This is a genomic window from Halorubellus litoreus (assembly GCF_037081675.1).
GTDB classification, from domain to species: Archaea; Halobacteriota; Halobacteria; order Halobacteriales; family Natrialbaceae; genus Halorubellus; species Halorubellus litoreus.
This window is the reverse complement of sequence record NZ_JAZAQL010000002.1, coordinates 824018-847096: the sequence shown is the minus strand read 5'-3', so window position 1 is coordinate 847096 and position 23079 is coordinate 824018. Positions and strand designations below refer to the sequence as shown.

At 59.7% G+C, this 23079-nt stretch carries 16 protein-coding genes and 1 tRNA gene; 6 read left to right on the top strand and 11 right to left on the bottom strand.

Annotation, left to right across the window (positions count from 1 at the left end; all coding sequences use genetic code 11):
- The first annotated feature begins 78 nt into the window (after positions 1–78).
- A complete protein-coding gene (locus VYJ16_RS11460; RefSeq protein WP_336350438.1) occupies positions 79–801 on the top strand; it encodes a hypothetical protein in 723 nt (240 codons plus the stop codon).
- A gap of 67 nt (positions 802–868) precedes the next feature.
- Here the strand turns inward: VYJ16_RS11460 and VYJ16_RS11455 are convergent, their stop codons facing one another.
- A complete protein-coding gene (locus VYJ16_RS11455; protein WP_336350437.1) occupies positions 869–1951 on the bottom strand; it encodes a hypothetical protein in 1083 nt (360 codons plus the stop codon).
- Between the two features lie 20 nt (positions 1952–1971).
- Positions 1972–4638: a DUF1156 domain-containing protein gene (locus VYJ16_RS11450; RefSeq protein WP_336350436.1), complete on the bottom strand. Its 2667-nt coding sequence runs from the start codon at positions 4636–4638 to the stop codon at positions 1972–1974.
- A 102-nt stretch (positions 4639–4740) separates the two neighbouring features.
- On the opposite strand from VYJ16_RS11450, the gene VYJ16_RS11445 reads away from it, so the two are divergent.
- Positions 4741–5256 (top strand): hypothetical protein, encoded by a 516-nt coding sequence (locus VYJ16_RS11445; protein WP_336350435.1) that lies wholly within the window; start codon positions 4741–4743, stop codon positions 5254–5256.
- Positions 5257–5344: 88 nt separating this feature from the next.
- Here the strand turns inward: VYJ16_RS11445 and VYJ16_RS11440 are convergent, their stop codons facing one another.
- A complete protein-coding gene (locus tag VYJ16_RS11440; RefSeq protein WP_336350434.1) occupies positions 5345–7387 on the bottom strand; it encodes a DUF262 domain-containing protein in 2043 nt (680 codons plus the stop codon).
- Between the two features lie 95 nt (positions 7388–7482).
- Positions 7483–8061, bottom strand: a complete 579-nt coding sequence (locus tag VYJ16_RS11435; protein WP_336350433.1) for a hypothetical protein — start codon at positions 8059–8061, stop codon at positions 7483–7485.
- A 247-nt stretch (positions 8062–8308) separates the two neighbouring features.
- Here VYJ16_RS11435 and VYJ16_RS11430 point away from each other — a divergent pair, with 247 nt between their 5' ends.
- Both VYJ16_RS11430 and VYJ16_RS11425 read left to right on the top strand, forming a co-directional pair.
- Positions 8309–11566 (top strand): DUF499 domain-containing protein, encoded by a 3258-nt coding sequence (locus VYJ16_RS11430; RefSeq protein WP_379762280.1) that lies wholly within the window; start codon positions 8309–8311, stop codon positions 11564–11566.
- A 2-nt stretch (positions 11567–11568) separates the two neighbouring features.
- On the top strand, positions 11569–11955 hold the full coding sequence (locus tag VYJ16_RS11425) for a DUF8076 family protein (protein ID WP_336350431.1): 387 nt from the start codon (positions 11569–11571) through the stop codon (positions 11953–11955).
- Between the two features lie 48 nt (positions 11956–12003).
- Here VYJ16_RS11425 and VYJ16_RS11420 read toward each other — a convergent pair whose 3' ends face one another.
- Positions 12004–13779 (bottom strand): McrC family protein, encoded by a 1776-nt coding sequence (locus VYJ16_RS11420; protein WP_336350430.1) that lies wholly within the window; start codon positions 13777–13779, stop codon positions 12004–12006.
- Positions 13776–15023, bottom strand: a complete 1248-nt coding sequence (locus VYJ16_RS11415) for an AAA family ATPase (protein WP_336350429.1) — start codon at positions 15021–15023, stop codon at positions 13776–13778. Before VYJ16_RS11415 ends, VYJ16_RS11420 begins: the two co-directional genes overlap by 4 nt.
- 165 nt (positions 15024–15188) lie before the next feature.
- On the opposite strand from VYJ16_RS11415, the gene VYJ16_RS11410 reads away from it, so the two are divergent.
- Positions 15189–15995, top strand: a complete 807-nt coding sequence (locus tag VYJ16_RS11410; protein WP_336350428.1) for a hypothetical protein — start codon at positions 15189–15191, stop codon at positions 15993–15995.
- A gap of 206 nt (positions 15996–16201) precedes the next feature.
- On the opposite strand, the gene VYJ16_RS11405 is transcribed toward VYJ16_RS11410, so the two are convergent.
- Positions 16202–16275, bottom strand: a tRNA-Lys gene (locus tag VYJ16_RS11405).
- A 160-nt stretch (positions 16276–16435) separates the two neighbouring features.
- On the opposite strand from VYJ16_RS11405, the gene VYJ16_RS11400 reads away from it, so the two are divergent.
- Entirely contained in the window at positions 16436–17887 is a 1452-nt protein-coding gene (locus tag VYJ16_RS11400) for a DHH family phosphoesterase (RefSeq protein WP_336350427.1), read from the top strand.
- Between the two features lie 90 nt (positions 17888–17977).
- On the opposite strand, the gene VYJ16_RS11395 is transcribed toward VYJ16_RS11400, so the two are convergent.
- From VYJ16_RS11395 to VYJ16_RS11380, 4 genes are all read right to left on the bottom strand, one after another.
- Complete coding sequence (locus VYJ16_RS11395; protein ID WP_336350426.1) at positions 17978–18268, bottom strand: PRC-barrel domain-containing protein; 291 nt, start codon at positions 18266–18268, stop codon at positions 17978–17980.
- Positions 18269–18357: 89 nt separating this feature from the next.
- Positions 18358–19485, bottom strand: a complete 1128-nt coding sequence (locus VYJ16_RS11390) for a pyridoxal phosphate-dependent aminotransferase (RefSeq protein ID WP_336350425.1) — start codon at positions 19483–19485, stop codon at positions 18358–18360.
- Between the two features lie 403 nt (positions 19486–19888).
- The gene (locus VYJ16_RS11385) at positions 19889–21229 is read right to left on the bottom strand and encodes a S8 family peptidase (RefSeq protein ID WP_336350424.1); all 1341 of its coding nucleotides are present in this window, start codon (positions 21227–21229) and stop codon (positions 19889–19891) included.
- Positions 21230–21680: 451 nt separating this feature from the next.
- Positions 21681–23015: a S8 family peptidase gene (locus tag VYJ16_RS11380; protein WP_336350423.1), complete on the bottom strand. Its 1335-nt coding sequence runs from the start codon at positions 23013–23015 to the stop codon at positions 21681–21683.
- Positions 23016–23079: the final 64 nt, after the last annotated feature.

Below are 23079 nucleotides of genomic sequence, written 5' to 3'. Positions count from 1 at the left end.
AGCAAACATCTTCTGATCACATACTCGAAATCCGCCTACTATATCTGTCACCGCAGAGGCTGTTGTGAACTGTTGGAAATGAGCATCGTAACAACGTTACTCTCTGGTGCTGTCGGCGGTCTCGTCGCCACTCTCGGTGCGAAGGGGATTTGGCGGTTCATCTCTCGTCCCGAACTTGAATTCACTTCGGGAGTTCTCAAGGAAGGAGAGTCGCATCCAGAGGAGTCGATGGCGTGGGGTCAATACCGTGTGGAAATCTCGAATACCGGGAGGTCGGTCGCCTCGAATTGCAAACCCCGAATCCGGCTCGTTGGTTTTCGTGAGACGACCGAGAAAGTGCCTGACTTTGGCCCTGATGGAGAGGAGTTACACGAGGTAACCATTCAGAAGAGATACGTCATCGATCTGGTTCCGACATGGAACGAGTCGGAATCACCCACAAGGATCGATCTGAACCGTGGTGAATCCGCCCAGTTTGACCTGTTCTACGTACACTCTGAGGCTGCTCCACCAAACGGAAGTGATACTGACATCCGGTTCGGGGATCGGAAGCCATTGGATGAGGTCGAAGAGACAGGAGAGACCTGGGAAACGGAGCCAATTCGGGTTGAAACGTCTCATCAGGGAGATTTCTCTCGTCCCGTCGTAGAGACGAATCCGGAACTGAAGAAAGAGGTCTTCGACGAGATCGAGTGGACTGAACAGAGTGTCAACGTCACTTCGGCAGATACGAAGAAATTAGAAGGCGAGTTGGATTTTGTCTGGGACGACGTCATCCCAGAGGTGAGCATCCGGCAGTAGTCGGTCAGGCGGGATTCGTCTTGTTCCCTCAGAAAAATCTCGCACGGCGCTGTCGAAGTTCAGGGATTCAGTTGAACGCAGACCCACGTTTCCATTCCTTTTGGAGGCCATCCTGATTGAACCGTCGAACTGAAATGGAGTAGTTCAGGTAATCATGTCCGTAGTCCGCTGGATCGGGGACATCTGAGTCCTTGAAACGATGAATCTCGTAGTGAGCAAAGTTTTCGGTCTCCTGTCCCGGAGGCACGACTTCAACCAAATCTACACCATCCCAAATCGTGCTTGTTCTTGCGATCTCACGGGTGAGTAACTTGTTCCAATGCTTCGCAATAAGTCGGATATTCTGGTTTCCATAAACCATTCGACAGGGTGCAGGATCTCTGTTCCAATCTAAACGAGACCTCTTCACTGGTACATCGAGTCCGTTATCGGCAAGCGTATTTTGCACAAATGTGACCAGCTCATTGTCGGCCGAAGGCCGCACAATCACCTGCGTAATCAGCTGTTCGACGTCAATGTCGACACTGAGTGAATCGTCATAGTCCCAATCTGGTGGTTCTTTTGACGGTTGAAACACCAACTGTGGGTCTCGGTCAAGTACGACTCTGAATTCGTTTTCGCTCGCGAATTCCAGCAGCTTATAGAAATAGGCAGCTTCTGGAACAGAGGGAATCTCTACTAGGTCGTCCACGTACCGCACCATTCCCATATACAGCTGATACTCGTACGAAATTGCTTTCCGCAATCTCCCGACCGTGGTCTCTATAGCAATCTCGCCAAATTCGTCCCAGTGCTGGTGGTTCTCATCTCTTCCGAGTTTCCAACAATTGAGGAAGAAGCGACCAATCGAGTTTTGCCGGAGGTCTTCGAGGTATTCGGCTGGTGCAAAAGCTGATAGGGGCGTCCCAGCGTCTTCGGCTTCACGAGTAGCATCTGTCGCTTGTCCTTCGGTGTCGTCAAAGTCCTCCTCGTGATACTTTCGAGCAGCTCCAAAGTAGAGTTCTTCCTCTTCAACGAGCGTTTTGAAATGCTCCCGGCTCTTGTACCTGCGAATAGCCATTGAATCTGACGGGAGAGCCCATCGCTCATCCCGGTATGCTACGGGACTTTTGCCGGCTCTCTTGGCAGGTGTTTTGTGAGATTTCCCCATGATTCAAGCGGTAGCTGTCGTCAGTAGTCGCTCAGGCGGGATTCCAGAATGTTCCGGTAGGTATCGTCGCCGGTCGCGTCGGCCAGTCCTTCGCACAGCTCGCGGAGGTCGTCGGTGATCTCCCACTTACTGAGGTAGTCGGAGACGTTCTTACCGTGTTCCCAGCGATAGCGGAGGAACTGGGCTTTGTCGAGGTTGGTGAGTTCCTCGTCACTGTCGAGGCGTGACTGGATATACGCGATGCGCTTTTCGTCATCCCACATCCCGAGTTTGAAGCCATCGTCCATTCGGTAGAGTTGCATGTCCTCCATGCGTTCGGGTGTGGCGTTTGTCCCACGAGATAGCTTGTTGAGGTCGTTGAACGACGCGTCCGGGGTCTCAATCAGATCAAGGAACACGTCGATTTCGCCGATGTCGCTGCCGTGTTGAATAACGCCATAGATTTCGTCGACGACGTCTTTCGCGGTCATCGTGTCGCCGGCGCGTTCGACTTTGCCGTGGTGCTTCGAGTACTCGTGGAAACACCGACCCATCTCAACGACACCGATGTCGCCGCGAGAGAGGTCGCGATTCTCTTCAAGACGCTGTCGGGTCTTCTGGGCAGTTCGGTAGATATTGCGGCGGAGGCTGTTCCACGAGATTGGCTGGCGGTCTTGAGCGGGGCGGGCAACGATGATAATATCGAAGTCCACCGACTCACCTTCGTTCAATTTGTACGTCGCACGGTTCGTGTCGGCAGTTACTGGGTATGTGGCTGTGACTTCGAAGCCCACCTCACAGAGAGCGCCTAGCAGTTCACCCCACGATTCGGCGTCACTGTGGTGATAAGTGAACGCAAGTACGCCGTCCTGCTTTAGCGCCTGATGTACCTTCGAGAAAGACTGAAACAGTTCTTCTTCGAAATCGGTCTCATCTTTCCCCTCTGCAGGGTTAGCGACGATGCTATCGGCCCGAGGGGTCGTATCCGGTTCGAAATATTCGTATTCGTCTTTTAACAAGAGGCGTTGCCAGACGTAGAAGAAGTTGGATAGCTCGGAATAGATTACGTTGTTGTAGTACGGAGGATCAGTGAGGACAGCATCGAACTCGTTCTCGTACTCCAACTCCCGCATATCTCCGCAGTGAACTTCGTGATTCTCTCCGACTGGCTGATTGAACGGTTCAGTCTTCTTCGTTGAGCCGTCTTGGATGTATCGTTCAACAGGAGCTTCCGCCCATTCGACACCGGCTAGAACTTTCTTCCAACTTTTCAGGAATGTCCCTCGGCCATACTCCGTGCCCCATACGTTATTCTCGACGTACTCCTTCTGTGGCTTGAACGAGTTCGTTTTGAAGATGCCCTCTATGTTGTGTCTCTGACGATTATAGATAGTGAAAGTATTGCTGAACATCAGGGAGTCAGAGAGGGCGAGCAATAGGTATTCCTTCGCGTTCTGATTCTCGACGTCATCGATAGCACCGAGTAGTTTGGACAGACAGAGGAGTTGCCGTTCGTCAAAGATGTCTGTCCATTCATCATAACCGTGGCCGAGTAGATTATGACCTCCACCGATGCTACCCTCAAACGCGGTACTGTCCGTGAGAATTCCCAGTGGTACCTCTTGGGAGGGAACGTACGACTCTAAGCCCTCGCTCTCTTGCCATTCTTCTACTGCGTTCTCGTACTTCTCGATGTCTACTTCCTCGGCCTGCTTGTACCCCTTGTAGACGCTTCGATCGCGCCCCTCCTCGTCACAGTGTGGACAGTAGTACTCAATAGCGTACATCCGAGAGCCGTACCCGCCTTGCTCTTGACCGGCATCCATCACACTGTATTGCTGGCCACAGCTCGTACAGGAATACTCGGCACCTTTTGCTGGCCCTTCTGCAGGGATAAATTCGTTACCACAATCGCACTCACATTCGCTACGCCAATCGTCGACGTGGAATATAGATTCGCAGTCTGGACAGAGAATGTTATACTTCCCTTTGTTGCCGTAGCGGCCCTTCGCTACTCTATAATCTTTGAACAGCGAGATAGTCTCGAAACAGGAGGTACAGTCCAGTTCCGTGACCCAAAGATAGTACATAACGTCCGCAGTCCTCTCGCACTCAGGACACTCAGTGCTATAGTGGTCAGTGAGCTCCTCTTTCACCTGACTCTCGACTTGGTCAAAAGCCGCCTCAAGTTCGGCGATGTCAGTTTCTCCAGCCTCTAATTCTTTCTTTGTCACAAACCAAGCTACTGGATTAAGATCGTTTCCAACGACTGAGGCACCGAATCGTGATGCCTCAATTAACGAAGTCCCCCCTCCCATAAATGGGTCAAGAACACGCTTGTTCTCCACGCGAACATCCTTGTTGTAGAGTTGCCAGAGGGAATCTGGGTCACCTAAGTCAACATTGTTGACGAGGTCTCTGAGAGAGTCTTGATTATCCAAGAAGTCGCCGAGCTTCTGATTGTCGCTGCCTGCGTCATGTATTGACAGTGAGGCTGGGTCGTCAATTAGTGTATAAAGAGAAATTGTTCGGAAGACTGACCCGAGTCGCCGGGCCCACCACTTATGCATGGTATAGAGTGGCCGGTAGTATCGCTTCGATTGATTTTCTCTATCGACAATGTCATTCACCTGCTCAATAGGATACCCTTTCTCTATGGGCAGCGTCTTCCGCTCCCCTTCTTTTGACTCACCGATTTCCTTAGACATTGATTGTCTCCTACGTGTTCTCGGGAGGGTTGTATAGCTTTCCGCTCCCGGCTGGTGGGGACACGTCCACAATCTGAAGAGCCTTCTCCGAGAAGACTGCCTATGAGCAAGGCCGAGATCACGGAGGAGTGGTTCAGTAGCCTGTCGTCTAACAGGAAGGGAGAGATGGGCGAGGGAATTGCGAGGACGCACCTCCGTTCGGTGGTCGAAGAGCGTCCGCACGCACTGTTCCCCGCTTTCGAGTCGGACAGCCCGTCGTCGATCTACACGCAGGTTCGTCATCGCCGGCACTTCACGTACGAGGACGTCCAACAGGACGGGTCGACCGAGCGCATCCAGTGGCAGGCCGACCTGACGATTCGACTCAGCAACCTCTACTCGGATTCCGACCGCGAGGTCTCGCGGACGGTCACACTCGAAGTGAAGACCGGACAGTACGCCCAGCTGGAACGCGACCAGCAGAAGGTGATGGGGATAGTCAACGAGAACGACGACTACCTCGTCCTCCGGGCGAACGTCCGATTCGACGCGGACTCGGTCGCCGAGATCCAGTATGCCACGCTGGAACCCGCCCCGTCGACCAAAGCAGGGTATCGGTTGAGTTCCTACGACCTCTAAGTTCGAGACGAGAAGCTACGCCCGCTCTCACAGAACCGACTTCCTGGTCGCTATACAGAGACCTTGCTCTTGGGCGTCCCCAGAGTCTTCAGTCAGGTGTTGCAGGCCTGATTTCGGACAGTGGCTGTCTTTCAGCGGTTTCCAGACTCCATCGTCGCTTCGCAAAATCAACGATGTCGTCTAACTGTCCTGCGATCTGATCTTCTCCCCACTCCTTGTTCTCTCGGGCAATCTCTCTGGTTATCGTGAAGTCGGAGTTCAGGTAGTCGGAATCGTTCTCTTCGTCATCGTCCATCCGGCTCCGCTTCTTCGGGTACGGCAGGTTCTTCCAGCCGGAGTTTCGCGGCCCCGTCGTCAGCGTGAGGTTGCCGAGGCTGTGCTTTACCTCTTCGTGGACTTCTTCCTCCTCTTCGCTCAGTTCGAGTTTCTGAGTATCGTTCGGCCAGATGTGGTCGAGCGTGTACTCGTTTCCGGCGTTGTCTGCTGCCTTCTCGATACTCGACACGTCGCCACCCTTTGCCTCATCCCTCCGATAGAGTTCGTACGAATACAGGAGGTATCTAAGATCCTTGTACCGGAGCGAATTGTACGCGTTCTGGTTCCGGAGCGTCCCCTCGAAGTCGTTTTCCTTCGACCGAATGCAGTCTTTCAACTCCTCGATTATCCACGTGGCATCTTTTTCGCCTGTTCCAATATCGTTAGCGACGGAATAGAAGCGATTCCGACCGGTATCGGAACGGCTGACAGTCGTGTAAATCCGGAAAGACGCCACCTCGATCAGTTGAAGCATCTCGTAGAGTTCGTCTTCCGAGATGCTGCCGCTATCGTACTCATCCCAAACCGCTAATAGAATTGGATAGAAGTTCCCGAGCCTGTCGAGAGCGAAGATTTTCCGCAGTTCCCAGTCGATATCGGGATTGTACTCTCCGTCCTGCCGGTACGATCCGATTGTTTCCATATGCGAATAATAGTCGCGGAGACTCTTGGTGTACGAGTCAATTTCATCCGGACAGTCCCGTGGGTACGAGTCGTAGATCGAGAGGTCGTTCTCCTCGTGAAGATTGGTGAAATGCCATTTCAATGCCCCCAAATAGACTGTCGCTCCCGAGCGGAGGGTTTTGTTCCGACGGTTCGTCTCCTGACGGAGATAGCTGCTATTCACCGTCTTGTTGATAGTCGAGATGTAGTGGTACCGCTGGATTTGATCCTCACCAATATCGGAGACACGGTCGGTTTCGATGATGTCTTGCATCCACCGATAAATGCGTCCAAACCGCTTTTGGACACCGTTGACGCTGACTCCTGAATGGGGATTCTCTCCCTGAGTGAGGTACACCTTGTGCATCAGAAAACTCTTCGTCTTGTCCAGATTGCTCAGACCGATCCCGCGGTCGTTTATCGACTCGAATATCAGGGTGGCTTGCTCGGAATTGTCGACAGTGTACACAATGAAATTGAGCGACCGGATAGCGGAAAGCAGCTCATCAAGATGGCTGATGAACTGTCCGTGGGAAAGCTCCTCTTGCCGTTCCTTCAACTCCTCTCGATAGAACCTATAGGCTTGTATCAATCTGTCCTGGGATGGGGTCTCAGTCGCCGTCTCGTCAATATCTTCTTCCAAAATGGCTTCAAGCGTATCGTTGTCGTCGTCTTGGAGTCGCAGCTTGCACCGACTCTCTCTATTAGCCAGCCTGATTTTCCAATCTCTCAAAAACCTCTTCCGGCTCAATTCGACGCTTTCCTCTGTATGGTTCCCACCCCCCTCCTCCGATGCCTCTTCTGAGCTCATTGTTGTGTAGACCGAGGCTATTGCCTTGATGAGTATAATGAGGGTTGTGAATCGCTGTTGTCCATCGACGATTGCATAATTCCGGTACTGATTGGTACCCTCTTCAGTCAAGATCGGGGTTGGCTCTTCCTTGCAGATGACCGTACCCATGTAGTGTTCCCGATTATTCTTAGCCATGTTAGACAGGTCGTTCCAAAGATCGGCCCATTCCGATCTCTCCCAAGAATAGAACCTCTGATACCGAGGAACATGAAATACATTCTCATCGAACAGTTCATCGAGCGTATAATCAGTGTTGCCGAGTTCTTCGATTATGTTTTCCCCTGAACTCGTGGCGTCCATGTCACCAACCAAACTTCTTCGGGAACTTAACGTTTCGTAGCCTTGCTTGCAGAACAAGCCAATCGCCATCTGTCGCTTTGAAATCCAGCGAGGTTTTAGAACCGCTCCTGGGGATACCCATTCCACTCGCCCTTGTAGACAATCACTCGACCTTGATTCCCCATCTCGTGAAGAGCCATCTCTTTTTGTCTGCCTTGACCAACCTCCACTTGGAACGTATCGTCGTTATCGTACGTCTCTACGCTGTCCGTGTGTACCTCGGCGAGATACAGGCCACTGTATTTACCAACAACAACGCGTTCGCTCCCGTCTACCCAACCCAGATCGGGAATTTGTAACACGCTCCCCGGTTCAGTGATATGGTTGTTGAAGGTCTGGCCTTGGGCATCAATTCCGGCCACCCTTCCAGTGTATCCGTAGGCATCCGTGTGAATCGCTTTGAGTTGACGACTGTCGATCGAATGCGCTTCGGGCACGTCTATACGGAGTCCAGCATGACTTCGGGTCGACGTCGAAGCCGCGTATCCGTGGAGCTCCAACGCTCGTGCGATATGTTCCTGCATCGAGAACGAATAGCTATCCAGATCTGGAATCCATACCCCGCCATCGTCTACTGAAAACATATCGTCGCTCCGAAGCATAGAGGCGACGACGGTCGCGATTTCTCGAGTCATCGCCTGTACTGTCGAGCAAGATAATTAACAGTCTTTCCCAGCAGGAGATGCTCGAAGACTCGTTCAGTTAGGTCTTCCAGGAGGAAGAACTGTCAGCGGACGCAATCTACGACCTCTTGTCGTTCCTGACCGAGGAGAGAGACAAAATCCAGTAAGATTCCTACCGCCGTCTCGCGAAACAACCGTACGTTCGACGATTGGTGACCACAGTACTTATGCGATTTACATACGGTTCCTATAGTATCAGATGGCCAGTACGGAATCTCTCTCACGAACGATTGCGGATACGGTTACGATAAGCCGCGAGCTTCGAGAGGAAGGCGAAATTGACGGCCAAGTCAAGCTCTACAACGTTGAAGATGAGGACGAGTTTGAGGCCGATGCTTCCACGTTCTTTGATCGGACGCTGATGACGCAGGGGCTACGGGAGGGATTCGTCGACCTCCGGGACACTCTTCGCGGGGACGAGAATTACGGCACGCACATCCTCTATGGCCCATACGGTAGTGGGAAGTCTCACCAGATGGTGGCGATGTACCATTGCTTTGCCGACCCTGGTGCTGCCGGCGAGTTCGGCGATAGGCACGTTGACGGCTTCGCCGATGCGTTACCCGAGGAGGAGAACTCGGAGGCGGTCACCGTCTCGCTCCAGCAGCGCCAACCGGACTATCTCTGGGAGCCGTTCTTCGACGTTCTCGGTTACGAGCCAACGGAAGGTGACCTGGATCCGTATCCGGACATGGAGACGATTCAGGAGGCGGTCGATGGGCGTACCATCGCGTTCCTGATGGACGAGCTCGAGGACTGGTTCGAGCCGCTCAGCGGCGACCGGAAGAAGCGCAACCGTGGGTTCCTGCAGGCGCTCCTCGAGACCGCTGACCTCGATGACAGCGACGTCTTCGCAATCGTGTCCGTCCTGCGGAAGGGCTCGGACGTTCATCGGATCCTCGACCGCGAGAACGCGTCCGAGGTCAACATGAGCAGCAAGGTGAGCAAACAGGAGGTCATCCGTCACCGTCTCATCGACGACATCGACGAGAGCGCGGTCGACGAGATCGTCTCAGGGTATGTGGACGCGTACGCGGACAACGACCATCTCCCTGACTCGGACATCCCCACAGACCTCGCGGGGAAGATGCGAGACGCGTACCCGTTCCATCCCGTGTTGCTCAACGCCCTCGAAACCCGCTATTACGCCGACGAGGGGAACCAGAACACGCGCGGGATGATCTACCTCTTCTCGAAGATTCTGACTACCGCCGCTGACCCAGAGGCCGACCCAGACGACGAGGACGCTTCGCGACTCATCGAGGAGACCGACCTCGTCACGCACGGTGACATCGACGCCGTCCTGTTCGACGACGAGCTGACGCGGATCAACATCGATCGGCCGAGCGTATGTATCGACGACATCCGCAACCGCGTCGACCCCGAGAAGCTCCCCTACGGCCGCCGCATTCTCAACACGATTCTCCTCTACAGCCTCAAGCCCGACGAGAGCGAGGGGGCCAGCGATTCGGAGATCGTGATGGGAACGTACCAGACGGGTGACCTCATCTCGGACATCATCCTCAATCGCGAGCAGCTCTACGGTGTCGCGTGGTACCTGCACAAGCTCAACGGCAAGTACGCCATCCGCGACCGACAGAACCCGAACGCTCTCATCCAGAACAAGGCCGAGAACGTCGACGAGAAGATCGCACTCGGACAGATCGGTGAGACCGTCGGCGAGGTATTCGGCCCGGACGCGTACCCCGTTGGGTTCACTGACGGTGACTTGAAGCAGGTACCGGACAGTCGCGAGACGAAGGTCGTCATCAAGGCAAGCGACTGGTCGCAGGACGAGATCGAGACGGTGATCAAGAACGCCGACGGAACCTCCGGCCGTGAGTGGCGGAACACGCTCGTGTTCGTCCAGCCCACCGGAGACAAGACCATCGAATCCGGGACGGGGTTCATCGAGAAGGCGCGGTACATCGAAGGTGCCGAACGCGTACTCAAGGACGAGTCCCTCGACCCCGAGATTCGCTCCTCGGTCGAACGGCAACGCGAGGACGAGCGCCGGGAACTCCGCGACCGCGTCGAACTCACCTACGGCGAGATTGTCGACGGTGACGACCTCCTCAACGAGTTCGATTTCGCCGCCCAGATGGATCTCGACGTGTTCGTCGACGGTGAATCACTGAACGCGAAAGACATCGCGGACAGCGTGGCCGCGGAGGGACTCGACCTCGAAAAGCACGTGTGGGGCATCGTCGAAGACCTCCTCGACCGGCGGGGTGAGGCCAGTATTGAGGACGTCTACGAGCAGTTCCTTCGCCAGCCGACCTATCCCATCCCCGGGAGTCCCGGAGATGTCCTCGACGCTGCGGTGGAGGCGCTTGAGGACAAGCCCGTCATCACTCACGGGTCGAACGGCTTCTCGGAGTCCCTCGCGGGCAGTTCTCTGGACACGACGATTCTGCATGAACGCGACGTCGAGCGATGGACGACCGAGGACGTGGAGCAGGAGCTACGCCAGCGGTTCGGTAGCGGGACGAAGGCGGTCGACATCGGGAACTTCGAGCTGGAGCTGCTCGAGGACACCGAGGTCTGGTTGGAAGGCGACAGTCACGATACGGTGATGACCGCGGCCGGTCGCCTCGGTCAGGACGACCAGTACGTCCTCTACAGCGGGACGGCCATCGTGACGAAGGCGCAGTCGGATGCGACCATCCGCGATATCTCCGAAGCCGAGCGCATCGGCGCCCCGGAGGTTCGCGACCGGATCCGAACAGCCTTGGAGGGCAGCGGCCGCGCGAACACTCACCGGATTCTCGAGGAGATTCGACGGGACGAAACCGTCTACCTCCCCGGCGACCAGACCGACCGAGCGTTCCGGGAAGCGGTGAACGATTTCCTCGTTGACGACTACCTCGTCGATATCGACCACGAGTACGCCGACGACCTCGGCGACCGAGACCCGACCGATCTGACGCTCGTTCCGGTCGTATCGGATGACGTTGGTGACCAGATTCTGGAGTACATCGAGGGTCTCGATGGCGGCGACGAATTCACGGTTGGAAGCGTGGCAGAACGCTTCGATTCGTCGGTCTCGGAGGATGCCGTCCAAACCTACCTCCTCAGACATCTCGGACGCGAGTCCGAGCCCGAGTACGTGATTGCGACGGATGGGTCGGGCGACCCGACGCGTTGGTCACCCGGATATCAGTTCCGAGTGCCGAGCGGCGGATGGCGCTTCCAGTACAACGGCGATGACGCCGCAGACCTTCGCCGAAAGTGGCGCGAAGAGGAGGATTCGGGCGAGGTGACGTACGGGGAAGTCCGGTTCACGCTGACCAACAGGATGGGGATACCCGGCCCGCTCCAGGGCTCCGCGAACATCAAGGAGACAATGACCAAACTGACCCTCGAATCCGGCGAGGACTTCACCAAGGTACGCGACCTCTTCGAACGACTGCCCGACGAGGTTTCGAACATCTCCGTGGAGATCAACTTCGAATAACAATGCCTGACCATGGGAAACTCCCCGGCGAGTACAACATCGTCGTCAAGGACGAGTACGACGTCTTCGACCATCGCGTCCCGATCGAGGAGTTCGAGGAGATGCTCCGGGAGAACGACGTCCCCGACGAGGTATGCGTCGTCGGCCTTGACGAACTGTTCGAGGATGGGGATGCTGTACAGAACCTGTCGAGGCTGATGGACGGCAATGCGAATTCGCTCGAAAACCGGAGTTCGCTACCGACAATTCAGTTCGCTGTCGAGGGGTCGTTCCAACGCCGAGAGCGAGACTTCGAACTCCAGACGGAGACCGACCTCTACCGGCTCAGTCGGGTCTTCGGCCCACAGATCCAGCGCCGGAACGCAGGCTGGCTCACAGCGCCGTTCTGAAGCCGTTACCGTTCCCCACCGGAAACTGACGAATGACACGCGTCCCGGTCATAGTAGTCGGAAATCGTCTTCGAGCGTGACCTCTGTCGGAGTCCCGTTCTCATCATGCGTCACGAAGTACAGGTCGATGCGTTCCAGTCGGCCTTCGCGCCTGAACACTGGGACGCACGAGGTGGTCTCTGCAGGACGCTTCGCACACTGGGTTTCGATCTGCCGACGCGTCCATTTGCCCTGTTGTTCGAGGTCGAACCGCGACTGGTGCCGGTTCGACAGTGTGTCTGCCGCGGCGTTGACGACGCGTAGCGAGAACTCCTGGACGTTGCTGAAGTCGAACGGGCCGACCGTGTCGGTCAATCGGTCTAAGTCGGACACATCGTGCTGATCGAGACAGAGTGCGTGGTTGTCGATGGCCCTGAAGACCTCAAGCGCCGGATAGTCGTCGATGAGCGCGTTATGAAGATAATCGCGGATGCACGCATGATAGCCTTCCAGAGTGAAGCCGTCGCCTGTGGGTGACACTACCTCCAGCTCTGCACCGGTTTGTGCGACCAGTCGCGACCTGGGCTCACCCAGCGGAGTCAGGAATCCCATCTGGTCGGTCTCAAGGAGATACGCGTAACTGAACAGCCGCGACCGTGACCCCCCACTCTTGACCGGATCCTTCCCCTCCGCGTAGTACTTCGAATCCAGCACGGCGAGCGTTCGATCTCCTTCCTCGATCGCGTGGTCTGGCTGGTGATAGACCTGTGATTCCTTCTCGAACGGCTGTAACGTCGGCGACCGGACTGCTGAGACGTCCCCCGTGTAATCGAGGTGATCGAGCGTCTTGAGCGCCTCTAGCTCGTCTTCGATTGCCACCTGGGAGTACTGTTCGAACAGCGACTCCATGTTCAGCACGTAGTCTACGACGAGTTCGCGGTCGCCCTCCATCGCAGGTGACCCGAGCGAGGATGCCACCACGGCCTTCGCGACCTCGATGGCCTGCCGATAGTAGTGCCGTTGCTTCGGGAGGTCGTTCAGCGAGAACCGGCGATACTCCGGAATCCGTCGGCGGTTACTCGACACGTCCAGCTGTTCCAGATGTCGCACCTCTTGATGCACCTGCGAGAAGATGTGGTAGTACGCCTGGTGGTCGTACTTGTCCTCGTACTGGCGGAAGAGCCGTAACAGGTGTGTCCCCGCGTAATGGAGCAACGAGTTAGCAGGGTTGTCGTAGTTCACCTCTTTGAGAAGACAGTGTTGCTTGGCACTCCCCTCGGCTTGATTCACAAGGGATTGCTCGATGTCGATGACCCCCCTCGGTTTGTCGAGGTCGGCCCGACGCGTCTCCAGTCGGCGGATGAAGCCGTTACGGTGGATGTTCTCGATTCCGTTGAGATAGTTGATCGCCAGGATCAGAAAGACGTCTTCCAGATCGACGTTCTCGGACTGGAACTCATCGAGAGGGACTCCATGGTAATCGACCGAACGCTTGCGGCCGTGAACGGCCAGCAACATATCGAAGATGTAGTCCCACTCTATCTTCGGCTCGATGCGAAGCTTCGAACGGGGCGTGAGGCTGACGATGCCAACGTTATCACGCACACTCACGTGCATCACCGAGCCCTCGATCCGCACGCGTACGACAGAGTGCTCCTTTTCGCGGTCATCAATCGACTCCTGGGTCTTCACGAAGACGTTCGCAGACTCCTGGTCGAACGAGGCGCGTTTGAGCTGGTCGCCGATGGAGGCCGGGCATCCGTCTATCCGTATTTCACCGTGCTCTTGGACGCTGAACGTCCCGGGCTGGTAGGTGTACGATGCGTCAGGGTCGGAGACGCTCATTGCTCGTAGGAACCCATCCGGCGTTGTTCCGCCTCAAGCTCGCGGCTGGCGAGTTCAGCCGCCGGGGTGAGATCGAACATCTCGAAGGACTTGTTGAGCGCGCGGTAGTGCTCCTCGATTTGCTCGATCTGAGGGAACGCTGCAGAGTTCAGCAGCCGAGGGACGATGAAGGTGCGGAACGCCTGTCCGACTGCTGCCTCCGGCTCGTCCATATAGAGCGATTCGTCTTGTAGGGCCTCTCGAAGGAAGATTGTGACGTCGCGGTAGTGCATCGGCCCAAAGCGCATTATCGGGCCACGCGAGGCCCGCTCGGAACCGTTGTTGATTCCGTCGTAATCCGCTTCGAAGAGGTCAAGCAGGTCGTCGTTGTCGAGCAGGGGGATATCGCCGAGGTTGTCGGTGAGCCAGCCGTCGAACAGCTCTCGGCGGTCATCGTCCTCGTATTCGTCGAGTTCGACCATCGCGAACCGCCGCGTAATCGCGTTGTCCAACTCGTTGACCGTCCGGTCGGACATATTCATCGTACAGATGATGCTGACGTCCTCGTCGAGTTCGATGGTCTCACCGTCGTCGGTTTCGATCAGCGTCTGATTGCGATTCTCGATGGCGGTGTACAGCGGCCCGAATATCTGGGAGATGTCCGCACGCGTTATCTCGTCGAGGATGACCGAATAGGGGATGTCGAAGTCGCGCGCCCGCTTGACGGCTTCCGAGACAGCCCCGAGTTCCGTCTGGTAGTTGAGAGACTGGTAGCCAGACGATCCCGAGAGGTTCGGCCCGATGCCGCCGATGATGTCCTTCGCCGTCCACGAAGGCGTGGCTGTATGGAGCGAGTACCCGACGCTCTGACCGAGCGCAAGTTGCTTCGCGAATGTCGTCTTTCCTGTTCCCGTAGGGCCGTACAGAACGACGGGCTTGCCAGTTCGGAGCGCGGTTTTCGCGTTTCTCTCCACCTCGTCGGGAACCAGAATGCGTGCAGGAGTATCGTCACCACGCGTGATGACGGTGCGCTTCAAATCCTGCGAGGCCTTCGACGATTGGAGGACTGCCCGACGAATCTTCCCAACCCCCTGATCGCCTTCGTGCTGGAGATCGAACTGCTGCTCCCGGATGAGGTATTCCAAAACCTCTGGAGTCTCCGCCGCTTCAATCGCATCAACAACTCGGTCTTCGACTGCTCGGAGCACGTCGAGATCGTCTTTGACGTCCTCGAGGGAATAGGACTCCTCCGATGAGTTATTCATATGATGACTGTCTTTTCAGACTCGGGGATTAAAAAACGTGACTGCAGTTCGGTGTTCGAATGCGTTACGAGACGGGCCAGCTGAGTAACGCCACTGCCCCCACCGACTCCAGTTCACCCCCTGAGGCAGTGGAGCTATACCTTCGACGTTCTCGACACGGTGTCGATGGCAGATTTGGCAGCTGAGACGCTCGTAGCAGCCCACGAGACGATTCTCGATTGTTGGGCCCAGGAGAAACCGGAACAGGTCAGCAAACTTGCGGAACCCGTGCGTACCGAACCAGTCTACCGACCGCTGAGTCCATCGCGAAGCGAGGAAGAATTCTACCAAGAGCGCGACGAGTACCTTCGGGAACTCACTCGGTTCCGCGTCCGCGAGGTGAGAGAGATACGGAACGGTCACATTCGTCCCGAGTCGCGGGTCGCCGTCATCGAAGATACGAATCGGATGGCAATCTATCGGGGATGCGTTCCCGATATTCTGCGTGGCGCGGTCGACTGGCCGGACGACGTCATCGCGTTCGCGCGCGACGAGGTTCCGAAACGCGTTCGTCGTCCTCGAGCTTCGAGGAGCCGTCCTGAAGAAGACGCGTCGGATGAATTGGCCCCTCCCGCTATCACGGAAATCTTACCGCGATCGATTCTCGACGGCGCCGCACGCGTCGCGGCCGTCGACGAACTCATCCTCTACCGCGCACTCGACGACCTCCAGTCGAGGATGGAGAGACAGTTCGACGAGTTGGTTGCGCAGTACACCGTCGAGAGGTGCGCGGTAGATCACATCGCCATCGAGGCCGATGAGAGGGTGCTTGCGAACGCGCTGGCGGGATACAGTGACGAGGCGCGGGAGGCCGTCGCTCTTGCGCACGCGAGGTCGTACCCATCCTCGACAACGGGAGATGGGACGCCCCTGCACATCGCGTGCTCCCCGACCGACATCTATCACATTACCGACGTAGCTAACGGGGGCTGAGCGCGTCCGGCGCGCGCGGGGACAATACGGAGAAACTGGTCAATATCTGCAGCCGGCCTTTTTATTGCTGGAAACTGCACACTCAACTTGTCGCAGGACGGCGGACACCCGCAACCCACGACGGGTCGCACTCACATCGCTCAGGAGCAATGAGTTTAAAAGGAACCCGACGCTGTCTGGACAATCAGAAATGACCGCGAGAGAAGCGGGCCGGAAGGGAATTGAACCCCTGACCGTCTGATTAAGAGTCAGACGCTCTGCCTAACTGAGCTACCGGCCCTGAGTGCACTCGTTGGTTGCGGGGTCGTGTTAAAAAGGGTTTTCATTCGGTGAGGGTGCGTGGTGTGGTTGCACGCTCGCCGCCGGGTGGTCTCGGCGTCCTCGAGTGATGCGAGAGTGTTCGGGAGGGTTAAGTGACGTGGGAGTTAGTTGGGGCATACATGAGTACCGGGGTCACGATCTCCTCGATGTCGAAGTACGCGATCCTCGGGTGCGGGAGCGTCGGGCACGCGGTCGCCGAGGAGCTCGTCGAGCAGGGGAAGGACGTCCTCATCGTCGACAAGGACGAGGGGCGCGTCGAGGCGTTACGCGACCAGGACCTGAACGCGCAGGTGGCGGACATCAGCGACGAGCACGTCGCCGAGGAGGTGAGTGACCAGGACGTCGTCCTCATCATGTCCTCGGACGTCGAGGCGAACAAGCGCGCGGTCGAACACATCCGCGAACGCGACCAAGAGCAGTTCGTCGTCGTGCGCGCGAGCGACCCCGTGAGCGGCGACGAACTGACCGAACTCGGCGCGGACGTCGTCATAAATCCCTCTGCGGTCATCGCGGACGCCGCGATGCGGAGCCTCGAATCCGGCGAGCTCGAGTTCAAGGCGTCGAAGCTCGGCGAGGTGCTGTCCGCGACGAAGGACCGCGTCGCCATCCTCACCCACGACAGTCCGGACCCGGACGCCATCGCGAGCGCCGCCGCACTCCAGGCGATCGCGGAGACGCTCGGCGTCGACGCCGACATCTGTTATCTCGGCGATATCGGCCACCAGGAGAACCGCGCGTTCGTGAACCTCCTCGGCATCGAGCTCCTGAACTGGACGGACGTGGAGGACCACGACGAGTACGACACCATCGCGCTCGTCGACCACGCGAAGTCCGGGGAGACCGTCGACCTGGACGTCGACATTCTGATCGACCACTACGAGCCCGAGGCGGAGTACGACGCGGCGTTCGTCGACATCCGCCCCGCGATGAGCTCCACGTCGACCATCCTCACGAAGTACATCCAGGAGTTCGACATGAACGTCGACGAGGCGGTCGCCACCGCCCTCCTGTACGGTATCCGAGAGGAGACGCTGGACTTCAAGCGCGATACGACGCCCGCGGACCTCACCGCGGCAGCGTACCTCTATCCGTTCGCGAACCACGACCTCCTCGAGCAGGTGGAGTCGCCGAGCATGAGTCCGGAGACGCTGGACGTGCTCGCGGAAGCCATCCAGAGTCGCGAAGTCCAGGGGAGTCACCTCGTGTCGAACGCGGGGTTCGTCCGCGACCGGGACGCGCTCGCGCAAGCCGCCCAGCACCTCCTGAACCTCGAAGGCATCACGACGACCGCGGTGTTCGGGATCGGCGAGGACCGCATCTATCTCGCCGCGCGCTCGAAGGACATCCGGATGAACATCGGGAAGATGCTCTCCGACGCGTACGGCGACATCGGCGAGGCCGCCGGGCATTCGACGCAGGCGAGCGCGGAGATCCCGCTCGGTATCTTCACGGGTATCGAGACGAACGACGACAACCGCGACACGCTCCTCCAGCTCACCGAGGAGGCCGTGAAGCGAAAGCTCTTCGAGGCGATGGGCGTCGAGAGCGGCGAGTCAGGGAACGGCTCGTAGTCGACCCGTAGACGCTTCTCCGCGGGACGTGCGAGCGCTGGAACCGTCGTATCGAGACGCGTGTGCGTCGAGAAGTGCGTCGTGGGTCGGTCAGGCGGCGGCTTCTTCCTCGTCGCTTGCGCCCCGGTACCGTTCGACGATGTCGTTCACGAGGACGACGTCGCCGACCGCGCGAACCCAGCGGTACGGGATGATGATGCCGCGCGAGTCCTGCATCGAGTTCCCGAAGATGTCCGAGTTGATCGTCGAGAGGGCGAGTCCGGTGACGGTCTCGCGTTCGATGTCGAGCCTGACGTCCTCGATCTCGCCGACGTAGACGCCGTTGTTCGAGTACACCTCCCGTCCGACGACCGACGTGATCTCCTGTGGGGTGCCGTCCATACGTCGTCCGTCGGGATGGCGGGTCTTATAAGTTGGTCGTCGGGCGTGACGAGACGCCCGTCGCTGCGTCGCTGGTCCCGTCGGTATGGTCACGTGAGGTCGTCGAGAGCGTCGGCGAGCGCGTCGAGTGCGGCGGTGACCTGTTGGGTTGGGCGTCCGAGACTGACGCGGACGGCCTCTGGCCGGTCGAAGAAGCGACCGGGGACGACGAGGACACCGGCGTCGAGGGCGTGCTCGGCGAGGGTGGTGCCGTCGACGTCGTCGTGTTCGAGGACGGCGTACGTCGCGCCGTCGTGGACGTGTCCGGCGAGGTCGTGGCGGTCGTCGGCGAAGTCCGCGAGCAGGTCGTGGTTGCGGTGGATGCGTCGTCGGCTGTCGGCGGCGAGGTCGTCGAGGTGGTGGAGCGCGCGGCGTGCGAGGGCGACGGACGGTCGGGCGACGCTCGGGAGGTGGTGGCGGACGCGTTCGGCGGCGGCGACGAACGCCGGGTCGGCGACGAGCCAGCCGATGCGGAGGCCGCCGAGCCCGAGGAACTTCGTGAGCGACCCGGTCGTGACGACGCGGTCGGTGCCGGCCATCGACGGGGCGCCGAAGGGCGCGTCGGTCGGTGTGGTGGTGAACGGCGCGTACACCTCGTCGACGAGCAGGCGGGCGTCCGCGTCGGCGACGACGTCGGCGGTGGCTGCGAGCGCGTCGCGGTCGGCGCGTCGACCGGAGGGGTTGTGGCGGTCGGTGACGGCGACGAGTTCGGTGGCGTCGGTGAGTGCACCGTCGACGCGAGCCGGGTCGAGGATGCCCTGTGGCCGCATGAACCGGTCGACGCGCGCGCCGAACCCTTGCGGGGTGGCGGTCAGGGGCTCGTACCCGGGTTTCTCGACGAGGACGCGCGAGCGTCGCGCGTCGTCCTCGCGGTCGCCGTCCGCCACGGCGGTCGCTTCGGGGTCGCGGGCGAGGCGTTGTGCGGCGACGGCGAACGCGAGCGCGTTCGCGTTCGACGCGCCCGCGGTGACGAGGACGTTCTCGGGTGCGACGTCGTACTGGTCCGCGACGAGCGCGTCGACCCGCGGCTGGCCTGGTGGGTCCGCGCGGTCGGCGAGCCGGTCGGGTATCGGACCGTCGGCGTGCGTCGCCGGCCGCAGGTCGCTGGACGCGAGGTCGTGCGTGACCGCCTCGGGTCGTCCGTCGATCCACTCCAGGTACTCGATTACCGGGAACACGACCGACCGTGCGCGCTCCCCCCGCAAGAATCCATCCCTCGACCGGCGGTTGCACTCACCGCGACCCCGAGATAACTTAAATGGCCATCACGTTCAAGTACGTGTACCGGACGGCGACGTCGGACGAAGCCCGTAGGGTTAAGCACCCGCGGCCGTTTCGTGCAGATGCCGGGTGCCTCTGACAAGCCGGCACGACGACGCGGGGCTTTGCCCGAGCCTGGCGTCGTGCGGGATATCCCGCTTTTCGGACGGTTCACGCATCGAGCGCGTCGCTCGTCGTTCTCATCGGCCGCGGTCACGGCGCGACGAGCGACGCGAGGAATCCGGACTGTGCTGGTGAGCGAGCGTCGTCTCGTGTACCTGTCACGGGGTCGAACGGAGGAGTGAGACGGCGGATGTCGCGTTACAGTTCTTCGAGTGCGCCGACCGGGTTCACGAAGCCACTCCCGTGGTACTCCTTGCCGCCGGTGCCGTCGGCCGCGGTGCGCTTCAGGAGGCTCTCGACCTGGTTCGCGTTCATGTCCGGGGCTTCGGACTTGACGAGCGCCGCGGCGCCCGCGACCTGCGGTGCCGCCATCGACGTGCCGGCGATCCACGAGTACGTGGGGGTGGCGCCGAGGTAGTTCCCGTCGTCGTCGAAGCTCGGTATCGAGATGGTGTTCAGGACGAGGTCGTAGTACCACGTCGTCTCGTCGGCCTCGGCCGCTTCGGGGTCGTAGTCGCCGCCGGGCGCCGAGAGCGTGACGGCGTTCGTCCCGTAGTTCGTGTAGTTCGCGGGCGAGTCGGGGGCTTCCTCGAGGCCGTCGTCACCCCAGCCGAACCCGACTGGGCCGGTCGCTGACACACCGACTGCTTGCGCGCCCTCGTTGGGGATGCTGATGAAGTTCTTGTCGTGCTGGAGGTCCGCGGCGTCGTTCCCCGTGGAGATGGTCAGCAGCGTGCCCTGGCTGTTCGCGTACGTCATCACGCTGTTCAGGGCCTTCCCGTAGAACGTACCGAGGCTCTGGCGCGGGACGGGGTACGCGCCGAGCGAGAGGTTCGCGACGTCCGCGTCGATCTGTGCGCTGTAGGCGATCGCGGCGAGGACGATACCGAACGACCCGCCGCCGGCCGCCGAGAACACGCGACAGTCGACGAGCTCGGCGCCGGGTGCGGTGCCGACGACGCCGGCTTCGTTCTCGTCGTTCGCGGCGACGATTCCACCGACGTGCGAGCCGTGGTAGCCGCCTGCGGCGTTCGCGGCGCCCTGCCCGTCGTCGGTGAAGTTCACGGAGAGGTCCTCGTTGACGGCGTGCGCGAGGTCCGGGTGGGCGGCGTCGACGCCGCTGTCGATGATGGCGACGCGCGCGCCCTCGCCGCGCGTCGTCTCGTGCGCCGTCGGGATGTCCTGGACTTGCTTGTCCCACTGGAGCGGGTAGCGGGGTTCGTCGGTCGCGGATTCCGCGTCGACGTCGGCGTCCACGCGCTTGACGCCGCCGTCGAAGGAGAGCTCGATGTCGGGCGCGTACTTGCCCTTCGTCGCCTCGACGTCCGTCTCGGCGCCCTCGACGAGGAAGTAGCCGGCCTCGGAGAGGTCGGCGACGACGTCCAGTCCGTCGGCCTCCACGTCGCTCGCGCTACGCTTCTTGGCTTCGAGCAGGAAGCGGTCGCTGGACTCGGCCGCCGTGACGGTCGAGCCCACCGCGATGCCGCCGAGGAGTGCGCCACTGAACTTGAGTACGTCTCGCCTGGACCTGTCTACCATGGGTCGTAGTACCGAATCTCCCGTATAATATTTTCTGGTTTAGACCTGATTATTGCAATGTATTGAATATTCGCGCAAGAACAAAGACCGATTAATTAACTGGTAGCGGTCGACGCGCCGCTGTGCAACGATTGGTTCGCACCGTTCGCGCTTCGCCGACACGCCGGAACGACAACCACGTTCAAGGAGGCAGCGCGTGGTCGGTACTCGGTCACGCCACCGTGTCCACCGCGACCGAACCCCCTCAGCCGGACACCGCCTCGACGCGATGGCTGCGTACCGCCTCGACGCGATGGCTGCGTACCGCCTCGACGCGATGGCTGCGTACCGCCTCGACGCGATGGCTGGGTTGCCAACTGAGGCTGGGGACTGCCAGCGTGACGGAACTGGCGTACGGAACAGGGGATGTGGACCGTTGCGAGGGCCTCGGCCGACCCTGGCAGTCAGCCCGTCAGGAGAGCGATTCGAGTGCCGCGACCGGGTCGACGAACCCCTTCCCGTGGTACTCCTTGCCCCCCGGTGCGTCGGCCGCGGTCTGCTCGAGCACGCGCTGGACCTGCTTGGGCTTCAGTCGTCCGTCGACAGCCGAGACGAGCGCGGCAACGCCAGCGACCTGCGGTGCCGCCATCGACGTTCCAGACATCCAGAAGTGCGTGTGAGCAGCCCCAGCGTAGTCGCCAGCGGCGTCGAACTGCGGGACGGACGCGGTGCTGAGGACGAGGTCGTAGAACCACCCCTGGGGGAACGCCGTATCGTAGTTACCGCCGGGCGCGCTCAGGTCGACGACGTTCGAGCCGTGGTTCGAATACGGCGCGGGCGTGTCCGGCCCGTCCTCCACCCCCGGGTCGCCGTGGTTGAACCCGATGGGGCCGGTCGCGGACACGGCGAGCGCGTCCGGCGCTTCCGCGGGTATCGAGACGACCGGCCCGTCGTACTTCAGGTTCGCGCCGTCGTTCCCCGTCGACGCGACGAGGAGCGTCCCGTTCCGGGTCGCGTACGACGTCGTCCGATGCAGGAACTGCGCGAGGAACCGACCGTACGCTGCCCGCGGAATCGGGTAACTGCCGAGGCTGACGTTCGCGACGTCGCACCCGGCGGACGCGCTGTACGCGATCGCCGCCATGATGCCGCCGAACGTCGCATCGCCGTCGTCGGCGAACACGCGACAGTCCACGAGCTCCGCGCCGGGAGCGGTGCCGACGGTCCCGAACTCGTTCTCGTCGTTCGCGGCGACGATGCCCGCGACGTGCGTCCCGTGGTAGCCGCCGGCGGCGTTCGCCGCGCCCTGCCCGTCGCCGGTGAAGTTCCGCGAGAGGTCCTCGTTCACGGCGTGCGCGAGGTCCGGGTGGGACGCTGCGACGCCCGTGTCGATGATGGCGACGCGCGCACCCTCGCCGCGCGTCGTCTCGTGCGCCGTCGGAACGCCCTGTGCTCGCTTGTCCCACTGGAGGCCGTAGAACGGTTCGTCGGTCGCGGACGCCGCGTGCTCGTCGACGCTCGCGGATTCCACCGCGCCATCCAACGCGAACGAGACGTCTGGTGCGTACTCGCCCGGTGCGCGCTTCGCGTCCCGTTCGCTCCCCTCGGCGACGACGTATCCGACCTCAGTGAGGTCGTGAACGACGGAGAGACCCGCTGCCTCCACGTCGCCCGCGGTCGTCCGGCCCTTCGTCCGGACGACGAACCGGTCGGTTCGTTCGGCGGCGGTGACGGTGACTCCCACCGAGAGCCCCCCGATCGCTGCACCCACAGCACGCAGCGCGCTTCGTCTGCTATACTCACCCATACAAGACGAACTATCCTGTTAGGTGTAAGTTGTTCGGGTGGGTTGCCATTATGGCCAACTAATG

Bases quoted from the DNA above. Each gene is read 5' to 3' on its own strand.
- VYJ16_RS11460 (WP_336350438.1), top strand. From the start codon at position 79: ATGAGCATCGTAACAACGTTACTCTCTGGTGCTGTCGGCGGTCTCGTC.
- VYJ16_RS11455 (WP_336350437.1), bottom strand. From the start codon at position 1,951: ATGGGGAAATCTCACAAAACACCTGCCAAGAGAGCCGGCAAAAGTCCC.
- VYJ16_RS11450 (WP_336350436.1), bottom strand. From the start codon at position 4,638: ATGTCTAAGGAAATCGGTGAGTCAAAAGAAGGGGAGCGGAAGACGCTG.
- VYJ16_RS11445 (WP_336350435.1), top strand. From the start codon at position 4,741: ATGAGCAAGGCCGAGATCACGGAGGAGTGGTTCAGTAGCCTGTCGTCT.
- VYJ16_RS11440 (WP_336350434.1), bottom strand. From the start codon at position 7,387: ATGGACGCCACGAGTTCAGGGGAAAACATAATCGAAGAACTCGGCAAC.
- VYJ16_RS11435 (WP_336350433.1), bottom strand. From the start codon at position 8,061: ATGACTCGAGAAATCGCGACCGTCGTCGCCTCTATGCTTCGGAGCGAC.
- VYJ16_RS11430 (WP_379762280.1), top strand. From the start codon at position 8,309: ATGGCCAGTACGGAATCTCTCTCACGAACGATTGCGGATACGGTTACG.
- VYJ16_RS11425 (WP_336350431.1), top strand. From the start codon at position 11,569: ATGCCTGACCATGGGAAACTCCCCGGCGAGTACAACATCGTCGTCAAG.
- VYJ16_RS11420 (WP_336350430.1), bottom strand. From the start codon at position 13,779: ATGAGCGTCTCCGACCCTGACGCATCGTACACCTACCAGCCCGGGACG.
- VYJ16_RS11415 (WP_336350429.1), bottom strand. From the start codon at position 15,023: ATGAATAACTCATCGGAGGAGTCCTATTCCCTCGAGGACGTCAAAGAC.
- VYJ16_RS11410 (WP_336350428.1), top strand. From the start codon at position 15,189: ATGGCAGATTTGGCAGCTGAGACGCTCGTAGCAGCCCACGAGACGATT.
- VYJ16_RS11400 (WP_336350427.1), top strand. From the start codon at position 16,436: ATGAGTACCGGGGTCACGATCTCCTCGATGTCGAAGTACGCGATCCTC.
- VYJ16_RS11395 (WP_336350426.1), bottom strand. From the start codon at position 18,268: ATGGACGGCACCCCACAGGAGATCACGTCGGTCGTCGGACGGGAGGTG.
- VYJ16_RS11385 (WP_336350424.1), bottom strand. From the start codon at position 21,229: ATGGTAGACAGGTCCAGGCGAGACGTACTCAAGTTCAGTGGCGCACTC.
- VYJ16_RS11380 (WP_336350423.1), bottom strand. From the start codon at position 23,015: ATGGGTGAGTATAGCAGACGAAGCGCGCTGCGTGCTGTGGGTGCAGCG.